Consider the following 21,668-nt stretch of genomic DNA (forward strand, 5'->3'; position numbering starts at 1 on the left):
GTCGAGCTTGCCGAGACCCCGCCCCGCAGAAAGAAGAAGACCCCCATGAGCACCACAGCAAGTGAAATCACCTTCCGCCTGGAGCAGAAGCGCCGTGTCCAGGCCGACTTCCCGGGCCCCAAGTCCATCGCCCTGACCGAGCGCCGCAAGGCAGTGGTCGCCGCGGGCGTCGCGTCCGCCGTTCCCGTTTACGTGGCAGACGCCGACGGCGGCATCATCCACGACGTCGACGGCAACTCCTTCATCGACCTCGGCTCGGGCATCGCGGTGACCAGCGTCGGCGCGTCCGATCCCGCCGTCGTCGGGGCCGTGAAGGAAGCCGTGGAGCACTTCACGCACACCTGCTTTATGGTCACCCCGTACGAAAGCTACGTGGCACTTGCGGAACAGCTCAACCGCCTGACCCCGGGCGACCACGAGAAGCGGACCGTGCTGTTCAACTCCGGCGCCGAGGCAGTGGAAAACGCCGTCAAGGTGGCCCGCCTCGCCACCGGGCGTGACGCCGTCGTCGCCTTTGACCACGCCTACCACGGCCGCACCAACCTGACCATGGCGCTGACCGCGAAGGCCATGCCGTACAAGACCAACTTCGGCCCGTTCGCGCCCGAGGTCTACCGCATGCCCATGAGCTACCCGTACCGCGAGGAGAACCCCTCGATCACCGGTGCCGAGGCCGCCAAGCGCGCCATCACCATGATCGAGAAGCAGATCGGCGGCGACCAGGTGGCCGCGATCATCATCGAACCCATCCAGGGCGAGGGCGGCTTCATTGTCCCGGCCGAAGGCTTCCTGCCGGCACTGGCCGCGTGGGCCAAGGCCAACGGCGTGGTGTTCATCGCCGACGAGGTCCAGTCAGGTTTCTGCCGCACCGGCGAGTGGTTCGCGGTGGACCACGAGGGCGTTGTCCCGGACATCATCACCATGGCCAAGGGCATCGCGGGCGGCATGCCGCTGTCCGCGATCACCGGCCGCGCGGACCTGCTCGATGCCGTCCACCCGGGCGGCCTGGGCGGCACCTACGGCGGCAACCCTGTTGCGTGCGCCGCCGCGCTGGCCGCGATCGGGTCCATGGAGGAATACAACCTCGCCGGACGTGCGCGTCACATCGAGCAGCTCGCCACGGAACGCCTGCAGGAACTGCAGGCCGAACTGGCAGGCGCCGGGAAGTCCGTGATCGGCGACATCCGCGGCCGCGGCGCGATGCTGGCCGTCGAACTGGTCCAGACCGGCTCCAAGGAACCCAACCCCGAGCTGACTAAGGCCGTGGCCGCTGCCTGCCTCAAGGAGGGTGTCATCATCCTCACCTGCGGCACCTACGGCAACGTCATCCGCCTGCTGCCCCCGCTGGTCATCACCGACGACCTGCTGAACGACGGCCTGGACGTCCTGGCTGCGGCCATCAAGGCCAACGCCTAGGACCCCGCCCCACAGAGTTAGCGCCCCCTCGCAACGGCGCGAACGAACACTTGAGGCCCTGGAAACTCACGTTTCCAGGGCCTCAAGTGTTCGTTCGCGCTCGTACTACGAGGCGCGGGCCCGCTTCCTTGCCCTTGAGTTCTTGCCTGCCATTCGGAGCATGTCGACGGTCAGCACCAGCAGGGCCAGCCACACCACGCCGAAGCCGATCCAGCGGCTGGCGGTCATGGCCTCCTGGAACACCACCAAGGCCACGATGAACTGCAGGAGCGGGGCAACGTACTGCAGCAGCCCGATGGTGGTCATGGGCAGCCGACGGGCCGATGCGCCGAAGAACAGCAGCGGCACCGCGGTGATCACGCCGGAGGCCACCAGGAGCCAGAAGTGCCCGGGGCCCTGGCTGGCCAAGGTGGCCGAGCCGCTGACGCCGAGGAACACCATGGTGGCCGCGGCGATCGGGGCCAGCACAATGGTTTCCACGCTGAGGCTGGTCACCGCGTCCACCTTCGGGCCAACGCGCTTCTTCACAAACCCGTACAGGCCAAAGCTGACGGCCAGCGTCAGGGCGATCCAGGGCAGTTTGCCGTAGCTCACCGTGAGCACGCCCACCGCTACAAAACCGATTCCGACGGCGGCCCACTGGAGGGGGCGCAGCTTCTCCTTCAGGACGAACACGCCCAGGAGGACCGAGACCAGGGGATTGATGAAGTAGCCCAGGGCGGCTTCGACGGCCTGGCCGGTGGTCACGCCGTAGGTATAGGTCAGCCAGTTCACGGCAATGAGTGCGGCCGCGATGGCGAGGGTGCCGAACACGGAACGGTCGCGGAAGGCTGCTGACAGCGCACGCCAGGACCGGGTGACCGTGATCAGGAGGATGCAGAAGAGCAGCGACCACACCACGCGGTTGGCCACGATCTCCACCGCACCGGCGGGCATCAGCGCAAAGAAGTACAGGGGGAGCAGCCCCCACAACCCGTACGCGCCGAAGCCGAACAGGACTCCCGCCGTCGTCTCCTTGTCTACAGCCTTGGGACCAGCTGGCGCGGTCACAGCGGTTTTGGGTAAAGAGGTGGTTTCAGGGGGAGTAGGCACCTAACCAATAACACCAGTTGATGGACGCGTATTCCAGTCAAAAGTCAGTACGCTTTCCTTCATGGAATCGATGACCCCGCTGGTTGCCGTCCTGTGAGGCTCCGCCGCAGCAACGCCAACGGCCGCGGCTACCGTCGCGTGCCCGCCGGGACGGGGTTCAGCTACCGGGGCCTGGACGGCTCGACGCTGCCGCCGGGGCCGGTCCGGGACAGGCTGGAGGGCATCGGCATCCCGCCGGCCTGGACGGACGTGTGGATTGCGCCGTTCGACAACGGGCACATCCAGGCGACAGGCCTCGATGTGGTGGGCCGGCGGCAGTACATCTACCACCCCGCCTGGCGGGAGCGAAAAGACCGCGTGAAGTTCGACCGCGCCCTGCAACTGGCCGAGTCACTGCCCACTGCCCGCCGGCTGGTTACCCTGGACCTGCGCCGCGACGGCCCCAGCCGCGAACGCGTCCTGGCGGCGGCCTTCCGGATGCTGGACAGCGGGTCCCTGCGGGTGGGGTCGGAGCGCTACACCAACGAAAACGGCAGCCGCGGCCTGGCCACGCTCCTGTGTGGTCACGTCCACGTCCGCAAGGAGTGCCTGGAGCTGAAGTTCCCGGCCAAGAGCGGGAAGGACTGGGAGTCGGAAATCCACGACGCCGACCTGGCCGCCCTGGTGCGGACGCTCAAGCGCCGCGGTGGAAATGCCAGGCTGCTGGCGTTCAAGGAGGGCCGGACCTGGCGGCCGGTCACCAGCGCGGACATCAATGCCTACGTCAAGGAGCGGACGGGCCTGGACTTCACCGCCAAGGACTTCCGGACCCTGCGCGGGACGGTGGCCGCCGCCGTCAGCGTGGCACGCAGCGGCCCGCAACCGACCGTTACGGCGCGGAAGGGCGCCATCAGCGTGGCCATGCTGGAGGCTGCCGCGGTGCTGGGGAACACGCCGTCGATCGCCCGGAAAAGCTATGTTGATCCCCGGCTGCTGGACCACTTTGCCGCGGGGGAGACCATCGACCCCAAACGGCTGGACTCCGCGGAAGCCGAGCTCCGGGCCCTGCTGTACAGGGAAGGCGACGTGGTGCCGCTGCGCCAGGGCGGCTGAGGCCCGTCGTTGCTGCCGGTTGTTGTGGCCGCTGCTCAGCCCGTTTGCTCGGCATACACAACGTAGTTCTCGGTGGCGCCGGCGTCGTTCAGCTGGAAGCACGTCACCAGCACCAGCCGCCCGGGCACGGCAGCCCAGAGGTCGTCCCGCTGCCCGAGACTGGTCTTTGCATAGCCGGCCGCCCCCGTGACCGTGTATCTCGTGACGCCCTCCGGCGTGGTGACCAGCACCGCGTCGCCCGGCTGTGCCCGGCCCGTGCCGGCCTGGATGTCCATCAGACCGTTGAATGCCGAGTAGCCGAGGTTCCAGGAGTGGGCGGCCAGGTAAGTGGTGTTGGTGGCCCCGGCGCCGGCCGGTCCGTAGTCGCTGATCCAGTACGCGAATCCATTGGAGGGCGGGTTGACCCGGCGGTCGGCCGGGAGGGCCATCGGCAACACGGGAATGTCCATGCCGAGCCGCGGCACTTGCACCCGCACTGGCTGGCCCGGCCCCGCGGGAGTCCGGGCCAGTTCCCGGCCGGCCACCGCCTCAGCCTCTGCCGGCGTCTCCACCACCAGTGGGGCGACGCCGCCTGCCGCAGCGGCGGAGTCGGGCAGCTGCGGCGCAGATTCCGTGGCCTGCCCGGGGACTGCCAGCAGCGGCTGGGCCCCCGTCAGGAGCGGGATTCCGTACACCAGCACCACGGAAAGGCCCAGCCCGGTCAGGCCGACGGCGGCAAGGTTACGGAAGCGGCGGCGCCTGCGGGCCGCGGATGTGGGGGCCCGTCGCATTTACCCGAAGCGTCCGTTGACGTAATCGCTGGTGCGCTGGTCTTGCGGGTATTGGAACATGGCGTCAGTAGGGCCGTGCTCAACGATCGCCCCGGGCGCGTTGTGTGCCGCCAGGAAGAAGGCACACGTGTCCGAGATACGCGCGGCCTGCTGCATGTTGTGGGTGACGATGACAATCGTGACAAGTCCGCGCAGCGACGCGATGGTCTCCTCGACGCGGCGGGTGGACGTGGGGTCCAGCGCAGAGCATGGCTCGTCCATCAGCAGCACCCGCGGGGAAACCGCCAGGGAACGGGCGATGCACAGCCGCTGCTGCTGGCCGCCTGACAGTCCGCCGCCGGGCTGGTGCAGCCGGTCCTTGACCTCGTCCCACAGGGATGCCTTGCGGAGTGAATCCTCCACCAGGAAGTCCTTCTCCAGCCGGCTGGCCTTGATGCCCGCGAGCTTCAGGCCGGCGACGGTATTTTCGTAGATGGACATGGCGGGGAAGGGGTTGGCTTTCTGGAAGACCATGCCGATGTTGCGGCGCGCCAGGGTCACCCGTCGGCCCGGATCGTAGATGTCGGCCCCGTCAAGCAGGACCTGCCCCGCCAGCGACGCGGTTGGCACCATTTCGTGCATCCGGTTGAGGATCCGCAGAAACGTGGACTTGCCGCAGCCCGAAGGGCCAATCAGTGCCGTGACCTGTCCCGCTTCCATGGTCAGCGAGACGCGGTCCAGGACTTTGCGCTCGCCGAACCAGGCACTGACCGCCTTGGCGTCGAGCTCGGCCGCCTCGCTCCCGGCGAACGGATCCGGGAAGCCCTCGCCCTCGGGCGGATCGAACACGGCCAGTGCGTGGCCGGAGGATGATTGCGTGGTCATCAGGGTTCCTTCTGTGGAGATTTTCACTAAAGCAGGTTGGGCAGCAGGAGGCTGACCTGCGTACCGGTCAGGACTGACAGCGCGCCGAGCATCGGCAGGAAGACCAGCCAGGTCTCCCGTTGACCCCAGCGGTACCACGACCAGACGGCGGCCATGGCGGCCAGGATCAGGAGTTCCAGGCACACCAGGAGTCCCACCAGGTCCGAGGTGTCAGATCCCAGGGGCCGTTCGGCGGCTTCCAGTGATGCGGGATAGAGGACGGGTGCGGACTTCGGGAAAGCCTTGGACAGCAGCTTGGCGTCGACCCGCAGGACCCCGTCGGGAAGGAAGGCGGCGCCGGCTGCGGTGGTCAGGGTCAGGCGCCCTTCGTCACCGGTGGGTATGGACGGGCCGGGGTCGCCGGCGCGGCGATGGCCGGTCACCTCGAACTCGGCCACGCCCAGCCCGGTGGTCACGGTGAACCGCTCGCCGGGTGCGAGGCGGGTCAGCTGGCCAAATGCGCCACCGTAGGCGGCGGCCCTGCCCATCAGGACGCTGGTGCCGCTCTGCCCCGGCAGGGGAGTGTCCCGCCGGTGGCCGACGCCGTCCATCAGCTCCCGGGACGTGGTTCCCTCCACCACCGTTTCCTGGATGTCCAGGGCGGGAATCGAAAGCAGGGCCAGCGGTGTCCCCGGGGCCACCAATGCGCCCGTGTGGTCTGTCTGGCCGAGCGGTGCGGAGCCTTCCGCCAGGCCCGTCCGGAGCTCTTCAAACAGCCGGGTCTGCGTGGTGGCGTGCTGCACCTGCGAGATGATCACAATGTTGATGATCTGGCCGAAGAGGATCACCGAGACCATCGCCAGACCCAGCGAAATCGCCTTGTTCGTGTGCGACGGCGGGAGCCTGACGGGGGTGGCCCGGCGCCTGTTCCGGGCCGTACGGCGGAGCCACGCGAGCATGCCGCGGTGCAGGAACCGGGGGCCGGTCTGGCGCCGGCCGGTGAGTGTGGCGGTCATGCTTTGGTGCCGCGCTTACTCCCCGCACGCCTGGCCAGGGCGCCGGCGGTCAGTGGCGGGACGAGTACCAGCAGGCCCACGAGGCCGCCGATGATCAGCAGGAGGTTCTGCGGTTGTCCCCAGCCGCGGCTAGAGGCCAGCGTGGTGGTGACAGGCGTTAGTTGCCCGGCGACGCCGCTGGCGGCCCCGGCGGCAACGGCTGTACACGTGCCGCTGTCGGGGTCACAGGCCGCCGCTTCGATGGCCGGATCGACGGCGGCCGCTCCGGCGTCGGCCAGGTCTGTAACGTCGGCGGCGCCGGCCGGAACTTCGGCTCCCGCTGCCGCCGGGGCCCCTGCCGGGCCCTGGTTGACGGCTGCGTCGGCACCGCGCCAGGGTACCTGGCAGGCAGCGTCGCAGGCCTTGTCGAACGGTGCACTCCGCACGAGTTGGTTGGCCGAAGGTGAGTCGCCCGGCTTGAACGTGGGGTTGTTGCAGGCGGGCGCCGAACCGCCGGACACGCTGTCGCGGGTCTGGTCCATCTTGCGGATGGTGTCCTGGTCCACGCCCGGTATCTTGCGGATCTGTTCCATCCCGGCCAGGACCAGGTTCATGGGCAGCGGCGAGTATCCGAGTTGGCCCATGGGGCGCTGGCCCTCGCACAGGGCGTAGTTCGCGAAGAAGCCCAGGGTGGCTCCCTGCGCCGGGTTCAGGGCATTGGTGGTCTGGGTCGGGACGATCATGTACGAGTATGCCGACATGGGATACGTGCGGGGGTCCTTGTAGCCGTACACCTTGGAGAGGTCCTGGGAAAGGTAGTTCGCTGACCCCTTGTCCTGGTTGATGCTCGCCTGCGTCAGCGCCACCGCCACTGCGTGCTCCGTCGGCAGCGTGTAGAAGCCGGCCGCGTTCTTGACCTGTGCCACCGGGAAGCCGATGCCCTGGGCGTAGGAGTACTCGTCGTAGTTGATGGTGAACTGGTTGTTCGCCGAGTACGTGGTGACACCCTGCGAGCCGTTCTGGGCCACGAAGTTCTTGAGACCCTGCGTGGGGTAGAAGGACGTGGCGTGCTGCGGGTCGCAGCCGGTGACGGCGCACAGCTTGGCGTAGTCGGCAGGGTACTGGCGCAGCAGCCAGAGCGTGAACTGGGCGGTGGCGCCGGAGCCGTCAGAGCGGACCACCACGTTGATGGTGGCGTCCGGCAGGGCAACGCCGGGGTTATCGGCGGTGATGATGGGATCGTTCCAGCGGGTGACCTGGCCGGTGAAGATCTTGGCGATGGCCGGTTGTGAGAGTTTGAGGCTGGTCATCCGTGAGCTGCCGGCTTTGAGGTTGTACATAAAGGCGGTACCGCCAGCCACGACGGGCAGCATGCCGTAGGCGAAGCCGGGCATGCTGTTGTCGCGCGGGTCGGCGGTGTCCCCGGTGTAGGGGATTTCCGAGACGGCGAACTGCTTCATCTGGTCGGCGAATTCCTTGCGCCCCGTGGAGGACCCCTTGTTCTCGTAGTCCACGGTCACGCCCTGGGCGCCGACCCGTGCGATCCAGTCCTGCAGCGCGTTGCCCGCCCAAGAGGATCCGGAGCCGCCGATGCGCAGGTAGTTGGCCGCCTGGGCCGGCGCCAGGCCGGCCAGCACCATACCGAGTGACAGCAGGATTCCCAGGACCGCCGGAACGGTCCGTCGCTTGGAAAGGGGGCGGATCATGGTTTCTCCTGCATGTTGTCGGAAGGTGCTGCGCCCAGGCTCGCCAGCAGTTGGGCGTGGTTGCGTTCAATGCGGGGCAGATCGCGCAGGGATTTGGCGGCCGCGCGCCGTGCCTGGCCCTGTGTCTGCTTGCCGGCGTCCTGGCCGCCGATGATGCGGGCGATGATGAACAACACCAGGACCACGAACAGCAGGAAGGCCGCGGTGGCGAAGCCGCGCGCCACCATCTCCGGCACCGGGGAGCGGACGTAATCCAGGGCAGCCAGGGGAAGTGGTGTCTGTGGGCCGGAGAACGGATTGGCATTCATCACGCCGGTAAACCCGGAAGTCAGCAGGACAGGGGCGGTTTCTCCGATGCCGTGGGCGGTGGCCAGGATGACGCCGGTGGTCAGGCCGGAGCGGACTGTGGGCAGCACAATGTGCCACACCACCCGCCATTGGCCCGCGCCCAGGGCCAGGCCTGCCTCGCGCAGGTTCCCGGGCACCAGCCGGAGGACGACGTCGGCCGAGCGGATCATGATCGGCAGCATCAGGACGGTGATGGCCAGCGAAGCGGCAAAACCATTGGTCTGATGCGTGATCGCCATAACTACGGCCGCATAGATGAACAGGCCCGCCACAACGGACGGCAACGCCGTCATTGCTTCCACGACTGTGCGCACGATGCGGGCCAGGCGCCCGCCCACCTCGTTGAGGAATACCGCCGTCGTCATTCCCAGCGGAATGGTGATGGCCAGTGCGATGCCGATCTGTTCCAGCGTTCCCACCAGGGCATGCAGCACGCCGCCCTGGTCCAGGCCGGACAGGGGCCCGGCGCCGGTCATGTCTGTGGTGAAGAAGTTGAGGTGGAACAGCGCTTCCTGGCCGCGGGCGAACGTGAACATGACCACCAGGCCAAGGGTGCCGGCGACGGCGGCGCCCGCCGAGCTGAGCAGGACCGTCAGCAGTCCGTTGCGGACTGCCGGAGCCGGCTGCCGCAGGTGTATCAGTGCGGTGTACAGCAGCAGGAACCAAAGGTAGGAAACGATGAACAGCCAGCCCAGGGGGATCAGCCCGAGGGCCACGGTCAGCAGGAGGCCCATGGCCAACCCGCCGGCGGCCGCCCCGGCCAGCGACAGGATGTGGGTACGGCCAACGCCAAGCCGTACCCGGACTTCGTCCGGGGCACCTGGAGTGATGGACAGTTGCGGAAGTTCAGTGGCCGGGCGGCGTGGCCCGGGATCGGTAGGCAGGTCGGTCACCTCGAAAGTGGTGGGTCCGTCGTCAGTGGTAGTCATGGTCAGCCCTCGCTTTCTGCGCCGGACCGGGACCTCGCCATTATGGCTGAGGCCGTGATGTTGACCAGCATGGTGATCACGAACAGCGTCAGTCCTGCGGCCATCAGCGCGCTCATCGCAGATTCGTTGGATTCGGAGTACTTCAGGGCAATCATGGCGGCGATCGAATTGGCGCCCTTTTCCAGGACATGGAAATTGATGGCATAGACAGGGCTGATGATCAGGTAGATGGCGATGGTTTCGCCGAGCGCCCGTCCCAGCCCGAGCATGGTGCCGCCGATGATGCCGCCGCGGCCGAAGGGCAGCACCACGGTGCGGATCATGCCCAGCCGTGTGGCGCCCAGGGCATAGGCGCCCTCACGCTCACCCGTTGGTGCGCGCCGAAAGGACTCCGTCATGATGGAGGTCTGGATCGGGACGATCATCATGGCCACCACCAGTCCGGCGATGAAGGCAGAGGCCGTGAACGGCACGGTGTCCCGCAGCGGACTGCCCGGGTCAACGCCGTCCACCTGCAGGAACGGTATCCAACCGAACCACGTGGACAGCCACTTGCTGAAGTCCACCACATTGGGCTGCAGCATGTAGGCGCCCCACAAGCCGAAGACCACCGACGGCACGGCAGCCAGGAGGTCAATCAGGCTGGTCAGTGCCTTCTGCATCCAGCCGGTGGCGACTTCGGTGATGAACAGTGCCGTGCCCAGGGCCAGCGGCATGGCGATGGCCAACGCAACCGTGGCGATCTGCACCGTGCCCCACAGAACAGCGGCGATGCCGAAGTCATTGGTTTCCGGCGCCCAGTTCTGGGTGGTCAGGAATTTGCCCAGCCCCACCTCGCTGATGGCGCCGACGCCGTTGCCGGCCAGGAACAGGCCCACCAGGACCATGATGGCCAGGACGATTCCGCCGCCGATCCGGGTGACGGTCCGGAACAGGTAGTCCTGTTGTTCCAACTGCTGGTGCAATGTGCGGGGAGTATCCTGCGCTTCATCGGCGCGGGAACGGGGCAGTACCGTGCTCATCGACGCCGTCCCCGTGCCAGCAGCGGCGCGGCGGCGGCGCTTGCGACTGCCGCCACGAGTCCGATCACCAGCGTGTACTGGGGCCAGGCGCTGCTGGTGGCCGCGGTCCGGCTGGGCACCGCAGCGGCGGCCGCGGGGGCAGCCGCAGGTGCTGCCGCCGGGACGACTTCTGCTGCGGCAGCGGCCGGTGCGGCCGGTGCCAGGACTGCGGGCACCACGTTTTCGCCGGACACGGACTCCATCGGCATCAGGTCGGTGGTGGCGGCCGCGGCTTGTTGTGGCCCTTGGATTCCCTGCAGGGTCTGGATGCCGGCGGCGGCCAGCTGCAGCAGCGCCGGTGTGAGTGGCGCGTAGCCAGGTGGCAGCATCCCGCTCCGGAAGCCGGTCTTCTGGCCTTCGGTGCTGATGTACGAGAAAAGCTGGGCGAACGTTGCGGCCTGGGACTGGCTGACGGAGGCAAGGTTCACCACGCCGTAGATCGGCAGGGTCAGCGGATACGCGGTGGTGTAGTCCGGGACGCTGGCAGGCCGCATGGCGCCGGGGGTACCGGTGGGTTCGAACTGGCCGGCTGCTGCCTGCAGGCTGCTGGCGGTGGCGCCAATGCACTGCGAACCGCTGACGTTGCACAGCTGCGCGGTGGGCAGCTGGAACTTCGCTGCCGAGGCCGCGTCCGTAATGGACAGGACGCTGCGGCTGCCGTAGCCCTGACGCGGCACGGATTTGTACGCGGGCGGGCTGCAGTCGGCGCACCAGGACGTGGTGGATGCCGGCTGGGCGCGCACGGTGTTCTGGGCCGCCGCGGCCATGTCCTGGACGCGGGAATACTGGTCGCCTACGGTCAGGGCTGGCTCGGCGATGGAACCGTCGCCGGCCATAACGGCCTGCTTCTGCGCCCAGTAGACCTGCGGGTACGCGGCCCCTTCGGAGGGGTAGGACTGGCGGGCGTACGTGAACCCGTCAGGTGTCTTGGTCTCGGCGACCTTCCGGGCGGCCTGCTGGTCCAGTTCGGTGGCCTTTTCCTGGCACTCGCTGTAGGTCCGCGTCGAATAGAACGGGTTGATGGTCATGCCGGACGGATCCGGGCAACCGTTCAGGAAGGCCCGGGAATCCTTGTCGTTGAGCAGCCAGTCCCAGACAGCGGACGCGGCATCGGAGCGCAGGCCTTCCACCACGGGTGGGCTGAGGTTGCCGGAGGAACCCAGGCCCTTCGGGTTCAGGGCCCTGAACTCCGGATCATTCTGGATGGAATACGTCATCGGCTGGCCATAGGCCGTGGTGCCGGGCTTCGTGAAGGGGGCCTCAATGGCGGAAGCCGGGGCAGTGTGTTGCACGTAGCTCTGCGTGAGCAGCTTGGCCAGCAGCCTGGCATTGAGTTTCAGGTCACGCACCAGACCCGAGCTGCGTGCCTTGTCGGCCTCCCACTCTGCCTTGTCCTGATAACCGCAGTCGGCCAGCGTGAATTGCGTGAACGCTGCCGTGCAGGCATTGTCAATGGTCATGGCGACCACCACCCCGGCCAGCGCTGTCGGCACATAAAGGGCGTTGAGGTCACCGGCGGCGGGGCGGGTGATGAAAGCGAGGGTGTCGGGCTGCTGCAGCTGGGTGCGGGCCTGCAGGTCAGCCAGCGGTGAGAAGCCGAGCGTGAACTTCTTCGTGTCGCACACGGCGGGAATCCAGGACTTCATCGCCGTACTGAGGGCTTCGGAACCCACGCTGAGGGTAGCCGCCTGATCGGTGGGGCAAACTGCCGCGACGTCCTGGAAGTGGAGCGGGACCTGCAGGCGCATCGCCCACAGGCTGGGGGAGAGGGGTCCGGCCGGCAGAATGGCGTCCATCGCGGCTGTCCGCGGTACGGCTACCAGCCAGCATTTGGCCACGCTGGGTGCATCCGGGCGGTAGCCGCAGCCCATTCCGGAGGCTTCTGCGCCGCTCTGAACCTCGAAGGTGCGCGAGCCTGCGCCCTGTTCGGAGGACATAAAGCGGGAGAACTCGTTCGTGCTGGTCCGGCTGAAGAAGGGGTTGCGGTATTCGCTGAGGTTGAACCCGTCCGTGATCCGCGTTTCTTCACCGGTGACAGCCAGGAAGGGGGCAGGAAGGTGCATGGTGGGGGAGGCCGGATCCTGGGCTTCCCAGTCCCCGCCGCGGACCAGGGGATCGTTCAGCAGTGAACGCTGGTGGGCCGTGCTGGAAATATCGCCGTCAAGTCCGGTCGCGCCGAACTGGCAGGTGGAGGGGTCGGGCTCGGTGGCCGCGGGGTCAGGCTTGTTGTCCGTGCCCGGTTTGCCCCAGCACTGGAACACCTGCAGATAGGACGTGCTGGCACCATTGCTGCCGGTGGCGGGATCCGCGCCGGTGAAGCTGACGGCCACTGACTGGTTCTGCAGGTTCCTGGTCTGGGAGACGCTCACGGACAGGCCGCCCAGCCCGTTGCCCGGGCCGAAGGCACGGGTCGCTGAATCGCGCAGCCGCTGATCGACGTCGTCGTACGTCTTCCCGGCAGTGTGCGGCAGCTGCTGCTGGTTTCCGCGGTGAACCGTGCTCTCGGGGGCATTGTCAGTGTTGTCCCACGTGACGGTCGCCGAGGTGTCGCTGACCATGGAGCCGCGCGGCCCCCAGTCGGTGCCCGGAAGGACCGGATCTGCCGAACTCGGCGGAAGCGAGACCAGCAGGAGGGCGCCCACAGCGGCCGCAGCGGCCAAAGGGGAAGCCCACCGCGCGCCGGGTTGCTGACGGGGCCTGGCGCCGGCCTGTCGGGTATTCCATGGAAGCGGCATGAATTCTTTCTTTTCATTATTCCGGGTCAGTCATCAAACCTGCGGGCCGATTGTTCAGACCTGTCAGTGGAAGGTCCAGCCGGTTGGCAGCGGAAGCTGCTGGACTATTATTTCGGTAAATCGTCCCGGGTCCGCTGTGCTTTGATAAAGAACGGATTTCCGGGAGGTGAACAAAAGTAATTGGCGTTGAAAGCGGAATTGCCCGGACCCCAGCGGGATCCGGGCAATTCCTGGTGAATCAGGCCCGGGTGGCCTTGCGGCGCCGGGAAATGTAGATCCCGCCGCCCACACCCATGAGCGTCAGTCCGCCAATGACCATGGCAGCCAGTCCCGCAGTGCTTGCCGGGTTGGCGGCGGCAGCGCCGAACCAGTTGGTGTCCGCGAGGAAGGGAGCGTTGGACCCGGCGGTCACGGTCAGGCCGGTGACCTCGAACGTTGCGCCGGCTGCACCCTTGAGGACCAGGGTGTGCGTTCCGGCAGGCAGGTCGGCCGGAATGGTGAAGGTGTAGCTGACCGAACCGTCAGCGTTGGCCACCGCAGTTTCGGCCAGGACAACCGGCTCGGAGTGGATCTCGCCAATGACCGTTTCGCCAGCGACGAAGGTGCCGGCGGGAGCGTTGACCACGAACTTCTGGCCGCTGACCAGTTCGGCGCCGGCGGTCAGTTCCTTGACGGATCCCGTGGTGGCCAGCGGGACTGACGTGCTGCTGGGCGTCGCGGTTCCGGTCGGTGTGGCCGACGGGGTCTCCGTGGCGGTCGGCGTCGGGGTGGCCGTTTCCGTTTCGGTGGGCGTGGCGCTAGGTGACGGAGTGGCCGTTTCGGTGGCCGTCGGCGTGGCGGTCGCCGTCGGGGTGGTCACCACCGGCTGGCTGATGGTCCAGTTCTTGGACGCGTCGGTGGTGAGCGTGGCCCAGGAGGCTACGGACTTGCCCGCGACCGGGTTGATCTTGGCGGTGGTGACGCTCTCGTTCGAGACGGTGCAGACGTAACCAATGCTGTAGGTGTGGTTGGCCTGTACAGCGGCGGACATGTCAGCAATGGGGGTCTTGCTGCTGTTCACAAAACCGGATTCCAGCGTGTTGTCGTCAGCAATCGTGCCGTTGGCATTCAGGGACATCGCGTACTGGGGATCCTGCGTCAGGGGGTAGACCGTCTGCGCTTCCACGGTGCTGCTCAGCGCCGGCTGGATTTCCTGCCCGGGCTCGGACATAAAGATCAGCGCGCCCTCGAGGATGTTGCCGGTGGTGGGGCAGACCATGTCGCTGTGCAGCTTCAGCACGGACAGGCTCAGGGCGCTCCAGTTGCCGCTCGTCGGGTTGGCCGTGACGGTTCCTGCCGAGCCGGCCGGGAGGTCCGCGTTGGCAACAGCGATTCCACCGCCCAGCAGGAGGGCGGTGCCGGCAACGGCGGACGTGGCGTTCAGGCCCCAGCGGGATTTCATTGTCGTGGCGTTAGCCATAATCATTTCTTCTTTCTCAGATAAACGTGTCTACTGCTGCGGTGTTGCCCGGCGCCGGGAAATTAAATCCACCGGCCAACCAGCGAAAATCGCTGCGAAGAATTACCGATCAGTCTGGGTCATCAGTCGAATTCTGCGGGCGTGGCAAAGTAAAGCAAGACGGTACTGAAAGTAAATTCTTTATGAACGGAATTCAGGACCCGGCCGGAGGAATTGTTAGTTGGTGTAACCCGACTTTTTGCCCATCGTCCAGTCGCCCACGTAGGAGAGCGTCTTGAAACCAAACTTGTTGATGATGACCTTGCTGCCAATGGTCTTCAGGTTGGTGGTCACGGCATTGCTCAGGACCAGGCTGTAAATGAGCTTGCTGGTCTGGGTGGAGCTGGCCACCACGTTGTAGGTGTCCCGGGCGAAGGTGCCCTTGCCGCTCGCGGGTGCCACGGCTGCGTTACCGTAGAGGTCTCCGGGGGCCAGTGCCGGAGCCGTGGTGGCCGGGTCGATCGCCTTCAGGCCGTCGATGTTCGCCAGCACCTGACCGGCAGCCGTGGTGTTGGCCATGGCGCCGTTCTTCTGCGCGATCCACTGGGCGGCGGAGAAAGCGATGATGTCGCCGTCGTTGATGAGGGCCGCACCGTTATTTTCGGGATAGTTCTGCTCGATGTCGGGGATGCAGGTGCTGTTCGGGGTGACGCCGATGGCCTTCACGAAGAAGGCGCGGGTGCCCGAAGCGGCCTGGGGCAGCTTGGGAGTAAAGGTCATGGTTCCGATGACGGGCTTGCCTGTGGTGCCGTCAATGGTGACGCCGTCGCCGGCCGTGCAGCTGAAGATGTTGGCGATCTGCTGGGTGGTCAGGTTCACCGGCGTGTTGGTGGAGTCCTTGACTGCCACGGTCATCGCGTCGCGTGCGAACGGCAGGAACGTCAGGTCAGTGCCTGCCACGCTGGGTGAGGAAGAGGACCGGGCGATGTCGACGTCGTTCCTTTTCAGCGTGAAGGTGTTGTTGGCCGAGTCCTTGTAAACATGGTTCAGCGGGTTCAGGCTGGCGCTCAGGGCCTTGACGCCGGCACCGGAACCGTTGGGACGCGTAAACGCGGTGACTCCCGTTTTGGTCACGATCGCCGAGGGCAGGCCAAAGGCGTCGTAGGAAGCCACTGTCCTGATGGGGCCTGTGTTGGTCAGGGCGTTCCAGACGTCCTGGATGGTGTCGGAACCAACGGCCGCCAGCGGGCGGTCCGGCGTCGTGGGCTCCGCAGACGCGCTTGCTGAGCTGATCAGGCCGAGTGCCAAGGCGGTGACGCAGATAGCGCCGACAGCCTGGAAGGACTTCAATTTCATGTCAAGATTCCCCATCTTAGGTACCGAGTGGATTAGCTGGTGCAGGTGGGCCACGGCGCAGTGCGGGCACTGCCGCTGCGGTCTGCGGCTGCCGGAGTAGTCAGGACAGTGCCGGCCGCTATGAGTCTGCGGCGGCGCTGCCCGGCATTTCGAATTGCTTGGCTAAGAAGAACCTGCGATCAGGTGAACGTTTGGTGAAAGCACCGGCAAGGGGGCTTCGGGCAGCCGTTCCACGCCGGGAGCTCCTGCACGCAGGAGCTCGGGCGGGAACTCAACCGGAAGATGCCGGTGTCCGTGGCGGATCACTGTTTCTAGCAGGCGTGCGCCGCCAAGCAGGTCCAGTGCCGCCAGGGCGCTGCGGTCCCGGTCCCGGATGGTGGGGTACCAGGCGCTGGCCATCAACACGGGGCGTCCGCGCAGGCTGACGTACCATCCGTAGTCCCGGGCCTGCTGGTTCTGGACGAAGGTAATGGTCAGGTCCTGGGCGGCCTTCTGAGCGGCCGTCGCATTCGCGGCCGCCACCGCATAGCTCGGGAAGAGGCCAACCCCCCGGCCGAGTTCCCTGTGGTTGCCCGAGATCAGGCGCCAGACGACCAGTGGCTGGTTGAAGTGATCCATCCGGCGCACCAGTTGGTGGATGGCCGGCAGGCGGACTGGCTGTGCCAGGACTTCGGTTGGCTGTTCAACGGGATTGGTCAACCGTTGCCGCACGTTAAGTGATGGCAGCGCGGAAACATGGCCGTGCTGAACGCCAGCGCTGAAGACGGCGAGTTCGCGCTCCTTCCAGCGGGTCGCCGCAGGAAGGGCCTGACTAACAAGAGAGGTGAAGGAAATGCGTTCATTGGAAATGATGGCTCCCCAGGGATCCTGTGACTGGACGCCGCCCATGCGGTCGTGATAAGGCTCAAGCCGGATGGTTGCCAGCGGGGGTGGCGCGGGTAAAGGAAGAGCGACAGGCAGCTGAACGTCTGGCATCACACGATGCCGCGTCCCGCGGTGGGCACATTTAGAATGGGACATTGTGCGCAACTGCACTGTGCGCCTCCGTCGCAATCTCCTCGTTCCAGAAGGGCTCCCGGTGTCCAACCAAGCCGAAACCACCTCCAAACGTCCACTCCGCGTTGCCATTGTGGGTGCGGGACCGGCAGGTGTTTACGCGGCGGATATCCTGACCAAGTCCAACGGCGTCAAGGACGGCGATTTTGAGGTCAGTATCGACCTTTTTGAGGCCTACCCCGCCCCGTACGGCCTGATCCGCTACGGCGTGGCCCCTGACCACCCGCGCATCAAGGGGATCGTGAACGCGCTGCACAAGGTCCTGGACCGGGGCGACATCCGCTTCCTGGGCAACGTCACGTACGGCCGCGATCTCACCCTCCATGACTTCCGGGCCTTCTACGACGCCGTGATCTTCTCCACCGGCGCCATCAAGGACGCGGACCTGGCCATTCCTGGCATTGACCTGGCCGGATCGTTCGGCGGCGCGGACTTTGTGTCGTGGTACGACGGCCACCCGGACGTGCCCCGCGACTGGCCGCTGGATGCCAAGGAAATCGCCGTGATAGGCAACGGCAACGTGGCGCTGGACGTGGCCCGGATGCTGGTCAAACACCCCGATGAACTCCTCACCACCGAGATCCCGGACAACGTCTACCAGGGCCTGAAGAACTCCCCGGTCACCGACGTCCACGTCTTTGGCCGCCGCGGCCCGGCCCAGGTCAAGTTCACGCCGCTGGAGCTGCGCGAGCTGAGCCACATGAAGGACGTGGACATTGTCCTGTACCCGGAGGACTTCGAGTTCGACGAAGCCTCCGATGACGCCATCCGCAGCAACAACCAGATCAAGACCATGGTGAACACGCTGACCAACTGGCTTGTGGAGGAGCACGCCGAAGCGGAAGAGCCGTCCTCCCGCCGCCTGCACCTGCACTTCCTGCACAGCCCGGTGGAGATATACCAGGACCCCGACGACGGCGGGTCCGGCCGGGTGGCCGGCATCAAGTTTGAGCGGATGGAGCTGGATGGCACCGGCAGCGTCAAAGGCACGGGCGAGTTTGTGGACTACCCCGTCCAGGCCGTGTACCGCGCCATCGGCTACCACGGTTCGCCACTGGACGAGCTGGAATACAACGCCAAACGCGGAGTGATCCCGAACGAGGGCGGCCGCGTGCTCGACTCCGATGGCAACCCCGTCCCCGGAATCTACGCCACCGGCTGGATCAAGCGCGGGCCGGTCGGCCTCATCGGCCACACCAAGGGCGATGCCCTGGAGACCATCGGCTTCCTGCTGGAGGACCGGCTCACCCTGCCACCCGCCCAGAACCCGGACCCGCAGGCCATCATCGACCTCCTGCAGGAGCGCGGCATCGAGTTCACCACCTGGGAGGGCTGGATCAAGCTGGACGCGCACGAAGCAGCCCTCGGCGCCGCGTGGACAGAAGGCGAGGTCGGCGCCGACGGGACCGCCGCCGTCGTGCGTGAACGCATCAAAGTAGTCCCACGCGAGGAAATGATCAACATCTCCCGCGCCTGACCCAGCGTCACCCACCAAAACAGCGCGAACGGGCACTTGAGGCCCCAGCCAGAGGGGCCTCAAGTGTCCGTTCGCGCAAGAGGGGCTGGCACTGGAGGGTTCGCGCCTGCGGCCAGTAGACTTGCAGGACCGAGGGGAGTTCGATGAGGAACCTGATCCTGCCGCCGGCGTCCGGCGGCGAAGCGACTGCGCTGGCACAGCGGCATGCCCTGGCCGCCCATGGGCAACTCGACGCCCAGGCGTTTCCGGACGCACCGGAAATCCCCGGGCTGCGCAGGCTGATCCGGGAATCCTGGCAGCGGTCCGCCCGATTGAAAGCCAATCCGGACAATCCCGAAGCACCCCTTGCCCTGGACACTGACGAGCTTGAGGAATACCGGCGGCAGCACCCCCTGGCCAGCATTATGCCCGTGATCCACAAGCTCCTGGTCCAGCCCAGCCACGACAGCGGCCTGCTCGTTGCCGTGGGTGATGAGGTGGGCCGGCTGCTCTGGGTGGAAGGCGATCCGGCCCTGCAGCGCCGTGCCGAAGGCATGATGTTCGTGCCGGGCGCCGACTGGTCAGAGGCCACCGTGGGCACCAGCGCTCCCGGCACTGCCCTTGCCCTGGGCCGCGGCATCCAGATTTCCGGGGCGGAGCATTACCAGCGGTCCGTGCACGCGTGGAGCTGCACCGCCGTCCCGTTCCACGACCCGGATTCCGGTGCGCTGCTGGGCGTTGTGGACATCACGGGCAAAGCCAGCGCGGTGGCGCCCCACACGCTGTCGCTCGTCGAGGCGACCGTCGCTGCCGCCCAGGCGCAGCTCCGTGTTGAGCGGCTGCAGCTTGCGGCCACCCTTGCCAGCCGGCCGGCCCGACGGCGGAACGCCAGTTCGGCGGCCAGGTCGGATTCGGCCCGGGCCGGGGGAGCCGGCGGCGCCAAGGAAGGCAGCCTGTACCGCAACAGCCTGCAGCTTCTGGGCCGCGACCAGGCATTGCTCAGCATCGAAGGCAGAACGGTGGCACTGTCCGCCCGGCACAGTGAAATCCTCGCCTTGCTCAGCACCCACCCGGACGGGCTGAGCGCCGAGGAGCTCAGTGTCCTGCTCTACCCGGGCGACGGCCCCACCATGACGCTCCGCGCGGAAATGGTCCGGCTGCGCAAGATCCTCCAGCAGCTCAACCCGGCCGCCGTGCCCGAATCCAGGCCGTACAAACTCACCATGGACCTGGTCCCGGACAGCGGCCAGGTGCTGAACTGCCTACAGCGCGGCGCTCATCGCATTGCGCTGGAAATCTACCGCGGCGCCGCCCTGCCGCGCTCCGAAGCGCCGGGCATCATCGACCTCCGTGACAGGGTCTCCTCGCTCATGCGCGAAGCGGTCCTGACGGACGGCAGTGCCGAGACGCTGCTCAAGTACGCGGCCCTTCCGGAGGCGAGGGACGACGTCGACGTCCGGACCGTCGCCCTGAAGCTGCTGCCGGCGCGCTCGCCCAAGCGGGCCGCCGTCGTCGCGGACCTTGAGCGGCTGGAAGCCGAACTCAGCGCCTGACCTGGTTTCGCTCCCCACCTGCCCCCTCACCTCGCAAGCTCGGCCAGGGAACCCGGCAGGCGTGGGCCCAAACTGATTGTTCTGTGAGCTGGCTCACTTGCGCGCAACCTGACTGCAACCTTCACGCTCCTACGCTGAGACCAACGGCGGACGCCACCATCAGGCGCCACCTTTCATGCACAGCAAAGGAGCTAGCAATGACTGTTTACGCACAGCCCGGTACCGAGGGTTCGAAGGTCACGTTCAAGGACCGCTACGAGAACTGGATCGGCGGCGAGTGGGTTGCCCCCGTCAAGGGCCAGTACTTCGAGAACATCACACCCGTCACCGGCAAGGTCTTCTGCGAAGTGGCCCGCGGCACCGCGGAAGACATCGAACTGGCCCTGGACGCCGCCCACAAGATCGCACCGTCCTGGGGCAAGACCTCCGTCGCCGAGCGCGCCGCGGTCCTGAACAAGATCGCCGACCGCATCGACGAGAACCTCGAGATGCTCGCCGTCGCCGAATCCTGGGACAACGGCAAGCCCATCCGGGAGACCCTGAACGCGGACATCCCGCTCGCCGCGGACCACTTCCGCTACTTCGCCGCCGCTGTCCGCGCCCAGGAAGGCCGGCTCTCACAGCTCGACGACGACACCACGGCCTACCACTACCACGAGCCCCTCGGCGTCGTGGGCCAGATCATCCCGTGGAACTTCCCCATCCTGATGGCCGTCTGGAAGCTCGCCCCGGCCCTGGCAGCCGGCAACGCCGTTGTCCTCAAGCCCGCCGAGCAGACGCCGACGTCCATTCTGGTCCTGATGGAACTCATCGGTGACCTGCTGCCCGCCGGTGTCCTCAACGTGGTCAACGGCTTCGGCGTCGAGGCCGGCAAACCGCTCGCGTCCAGCCCGCGGATCCGCAAGATCGCCTTCACCGGCGAGACGTCCACCGGGCGCCTCATCAGCCAGTACGCCAGCCAGAACCTGATCCCCGTCACCCTGGAGCTCGGCGGCAAGAGCCCGAACATCTTCTTCAACGATGTTGCCGAGTCCGACGACGCGTTCTATGACAAGGCACAGGAGGGCTTCGCGCTCTTCGCCTTCAACCAGGGCGAGGTCTGCACCTGCCCGTCCCGTGCCCTCGTCCAGGAAGACATCTACGATTCCTTCATGGCTGACGCGGTGGCCCGGGTGGAGAAAATCATCCAGGGCAACCCGCTGGACACCGAAACCCAGCTCGGTGCCCAGGCCTCCAACGACCAGCTTGAGAAGATCCTTTCCTACATCGACATCGGCAAGCAGGAAGGCGCCAAGGTGCTTACCGGCGGCGCCCGCGCCCAGCTGGAAGGCGACCTGGCCGGCGGCTACTACGTCCAGCCCACCGTCTTCGAAGGCCACAACAAGATGCGGATCTTCCAGGAGGAGATCTTCGGACCTGTTGTGTCTGTCGCCCGGTTCAGCGACTACAACGACGCGATGGAAATCGCCAACGACACCCTCTACGGGCTTGGCGCCGGCGTCTGGTCGCGGAACGGCAACGTCGCTTACCGTGCGGGCCGCGAGATCCAGGCCGGCCGCGTCTGGGTCAACAATTACCACGCCTACCCGGCCGGCGCCGCGTTCGGCGGGTACAAGTCCTCCGGCATCGGACGTGAAAACCACTCCATGATGCTGGATCACTACCAGCAGACCAAGAACCTCCTGGTCAGCTACAACGAGAACAGGCTCGGCTTCTTCTAAGCCGCCCTTAGCCCGGGCGGGGACGGATCAGCACTGGTCCGTCCCCGCCTGCACCGTCCTGGCCACCCCTCAGGAAGGCAGCATCACCTCCACCTCACCAT

General features: G+C 66.6%; 16 protein-coding genes. 5 read left to right on the plus strand and 11 right to left on the minus strand.

Features of this window, described 5'->3' with window-relative positions; all coding sequences use genetic code 11:
• The first annotated feature begins 45 nt into the window (after window positions 1-45).
• A complete protein-coding gene (gabT, locus tag ACX80M_RS00585; protein ID WP_459308286.1) occupies window positions 46-1,416 on the plus strand; it encodes a 4-aminobutyrate--2-oxoglutarate transaminase in 1,371 nt (456 codons plus the stop codon).
• A 105-nt stretch (window positions 1,417-1,521) separates the two neighbouring features.
• On the opposite strand, the gene rarD is transcribed toward gabT, so the two are convergent.
• On the minus strand, window positions 1,522-2,466 hold the full coding sequence (gene rarD / locus ACX80M_RS00590; protein ID WP_252598513.1) for an EamA family transporter RarD: 945 nt from the start codon (window positions 2,464-2,466) through the stop codon (window positions 1,522-1,524).
• A 135-nt stretch (window positions 2,467-2,601) separates the two neighbouring features.
• On the opposite strand from rarD, the gene ACX80M_RS00595 reads away from it, so the two are divergent.
• Entirely contained in the window at window positions 2,602-3,600 is a 999-nt protein-coding gene (locus ACX80M_RS00595; protein WP_459308288.1) for a DNA topoisomerase IB, read from the plus strand.
• Window positions 3,601-3,635: 35 nt separating this feature from the next.
• Here ACX80M_RS00595 and ACX80M_RS00600 read toward each other — a convergent pair whose 3' ends face one another.
• The 10 genes from ACX80M_RS00600 to ACX80M_RS00645 all read right to left on the minus strand — a co-directional run bounded on the left by ACX80M_RS00600 (window position 3,636) and on the right by ACX80M_RS00645 (window position 16,669).
• Complete coding sequence (locus tag ACX80M_RS00600; protein WP_252598511.1) at window positions 3,636-4,370, minus strand: class F sortase; 735 nt, start codon at window positions 4,368-4,370, stop codon at window positions 3,636-3,638.
• Window positions 4,371-5,234 (minus strand): phosphate ABC transporter ATP-binding protein, encoded by an 864-nt coding sequence (locus tag ACX80M_RS00605; protein ID WP_083510445.1) that lies wholly within the window; start codon window positions 5,232-5,234, stop codon window positions 4,371-4,373.
• Window positions 5,235-5,260: 26 nt separating this feature from the next.
• On the minus strand, window positions 5,261-6,229 hold the full coding sequence (locus ACX80M_RS00610; protein WP_252598510.1) for a sortase: 969 nt from the start codon (window positions 6,227-6,229) through the stop codon (window positions 5,261-5,263).
• Window positions 6,226-7,914 (minus strand): substrate-binding domain-containing protein, encoded by a 1,689-nt coding sequence (locus ACX80M_RS00615; RefSeq protein ID WP_459308291.1) that lies wholly within the window; start codon window positions 7,912-7,914, stop codon window positions 6,226-6,228. The genes ACX80M_RS00610 and ACX80M_RS00615 overlap by 4 nt, the downstream gene beginning before the upstream one ends.
• Window positions 7,911-9,191 (minus strand): PstA family ABC transporter permease, encoded by a 1,281-nt coding sequence (locus ACX80M_RS00620; RefSeq protein ID WP_459308293.1) that lies wholly within the window; start codon window positions 9,189-9,191, stop codon window positions 7,911-7,913. The genes ACX80M_RS00615 and ACX80M_RS00620 overlap by 4 nt, the downstream gene beginning before the upstream one ends.
• Before the next feature lie 2 nt (window positions 9,192-9,193).
• Window positions 9,194-10,213, minus strand: coding sequence for a phosphate ABC transporter permease subunit PstC (pstC, locus tag ACX80M_RS00625; RefSeq protein ID WP_104061816.1), 1,020 nt, complete (start codon window positions 10,211-10,213; stop codon window positions 9,194-9,196).
• Window positions 10,210-12,912: a hypothetical protein gene (locus ACX80M_RS00630; protein ID WP_252598507.1), complete on the minus strand. Its 2,703-nt coding sequence runs from the start codon at window positions 12,910-12,912 to the stop codon at window positions 10,210-10,212. The genes pstC and ACX80M_RS00630 overlap by 4 nt, the downstream gene beginning before the upstream one ends.
• A 313-nt stretch (window positions 12,913-13,225) precedes the next feature.
• Window positions 13,226-14,446, minus strand: coding sequence for a hypothetical protein (locus tag ACX80M_RS00635; RefSeq protein WP_252598506.1), 1,221 nt, complete (start codon window positions 14,444-14,446; stop codon window positions 13,226-13,228).
• A 216-nt stretch (window positions 14,447-14,662) separates the two neighbouring features.
• Complete coding sequence (locus ACX80M_RS00640) at window positions 14,663-15,781, minus strand: hypothetical protein (RefSeq protein WP_252613851.1); 1,119 nt, start codon at window positions 15,779-15,781, stop codon at window positions 14,663-14,665.
• Between the two features lie 162 nt (window positions 15,782-15,943).
• Complete coding sequence (locus tag ACX80M_RS00645; protein WP_252576241.1) at window positions 15,944-16,669, minus strand: hypothetical protein; 726 nt, start codon at window positions 16,667-16,669, stop codon at window positions 15,944-15,946.
• Between the two features lie 190 nt (window positions 16,670-16,859).
• On the opposite strand from ACX80M_RS00645, the gene ACX80M_RS00650 reads away from it, so the two are divergent.
• From ACX80M_RS00650 to exaC, 3 genes are all read left to right on the plus strand, one after another.
• The gene (locus tag ACX80M_RS00650) at window positions 16,860-18,314 is read left to right on the plus strand and encodes an FAD-dependent oxidoreductase (protein WP_459308297.1); all 1,455 of its coding nucleotides are present in this window, start codon (window positions 16,860-16,862) and stop codon (window positions 18,312-18,314) included.
• A 143-nt stretch (window positions 18,315-18,457) separates the two neighbouring features.
• The gene (locus tag ACX80M_RS00655; protein WP_459308299.1) at window positions 18,458-19,846 is read left to right on the plus strand and encodes a helix-turn-helix domain-containing protein; all 1,389 of its coding nucleotides are present in this window, start codon (window positions 18,458-18,460) and stop codon (window positions 19,844-19,846) included.
• Between the two features lie 197 nt (window positions 19,847-20,043).
• Complete coding sequence (gene exaC / locus ACX80M_RS00660; protein ID WP_459308301.1) at window positions 20,044-21,567, plus strand: acetaldehyde dehydrogenase ExaC; 1,524 nt, start codon at window positions 20,044-20,046, stop codon at window positions 21,565-21,567.
• Window positions 21,568-21,668 lie beyond the last annotated feature (101 nt).

This window comes from Pseudarthrobacter sp. MDT1-22, assembly GCF_054511035.1.

Excerpts from the sequence above, each read along its gene's own strand:
- gabT (WP_459308286.1), top strand. The coding sequence starts at position 46 with ATGAGCACCACAGCAAGTGAAATCACCTTCCGCCTGGAGCAGAAGCGC.
- ACX80M_RS00600 (WP_252598511.1), bottom strand. The coding sequence starts at position 4,370 with ATGCGACGGGCCCCCACATCCGCGGCCCGCAGGCGCCGCCGCTTCCGT.
- ACX80M_RS00605 (WP_083510445.1), bottom strand. The coding sequence starts at position 5,234 with ATGACCACGCAATCATCCTCCGGCCACGCACTGGCCGTGTTCGATCCG.
- ACX80M_RS00610 (WP_252598510.1), bottom strand. The coding sequence starts at position 6,229 with ATGACCGCCACACTCACCGGCCGGCGCCAGACCGGCCCCCGGTTCCTG.
- ACX80M_RS00615 (WP_459308291.1), bottom strand. The coding sequence starts at position 7,914 with ATGATCCGCCCCCTTTCCAAGCGACGGACCGTTCCGGCGGTCCTGGGA.
- ACX80M_RS00620 (WP_459308293.1), bottom strand. The coding sequence starts at position 9,191 with ATGACTACCACTGACGACGGACCCACCACTTTCGAGGTGACCGACCTG.
- pstC (WP_104061816.1), bottom strand. The coding sequence starts at position 10,213 with ATGAGCACGGTACTGCCCCGTTCCCGCGCCGATGAAGCGCAGGATACT.
- ACX80M_RS00635 (WP_252598506.1), bottom strand. The coding sequence starts at position 14,446 with ATGGCTAACGCCACGACAATGAAATCCCGCTGGGGCCTGAACGCCACG.
- ACX80M_RS00640 (WP_252613851.1), bottom strand. The coding sequence starts at position 15,781 with ATGAAATTGAAGTCCTTCCAGGCTGTCGGCGCTATCTGCGTCACCGCC.
- ACX80M_RS00645 (WP_252576241.1), bottom strand. The coding sequence starts at position 16,669 with ATGGGCGGCGTCCAGTCACAGGATCCCTGGGGAGCCATCATTTCCAAT.
- ACX80M_RS00655 (WP_459308299.1), top strand. The coding sequence starts at position 18,458 with ATGAGGAACCTGATCCTGCCGCCGGCGTCCGGCGGCGAAGCGACTGCG.
- exaC (WP_459308301.1), top strand. The coding sequence starts at position 20,044 with ATGACTGTTTACGCACAGCCCGGTACCGAGGGTTCGAAGGTCACGTTC.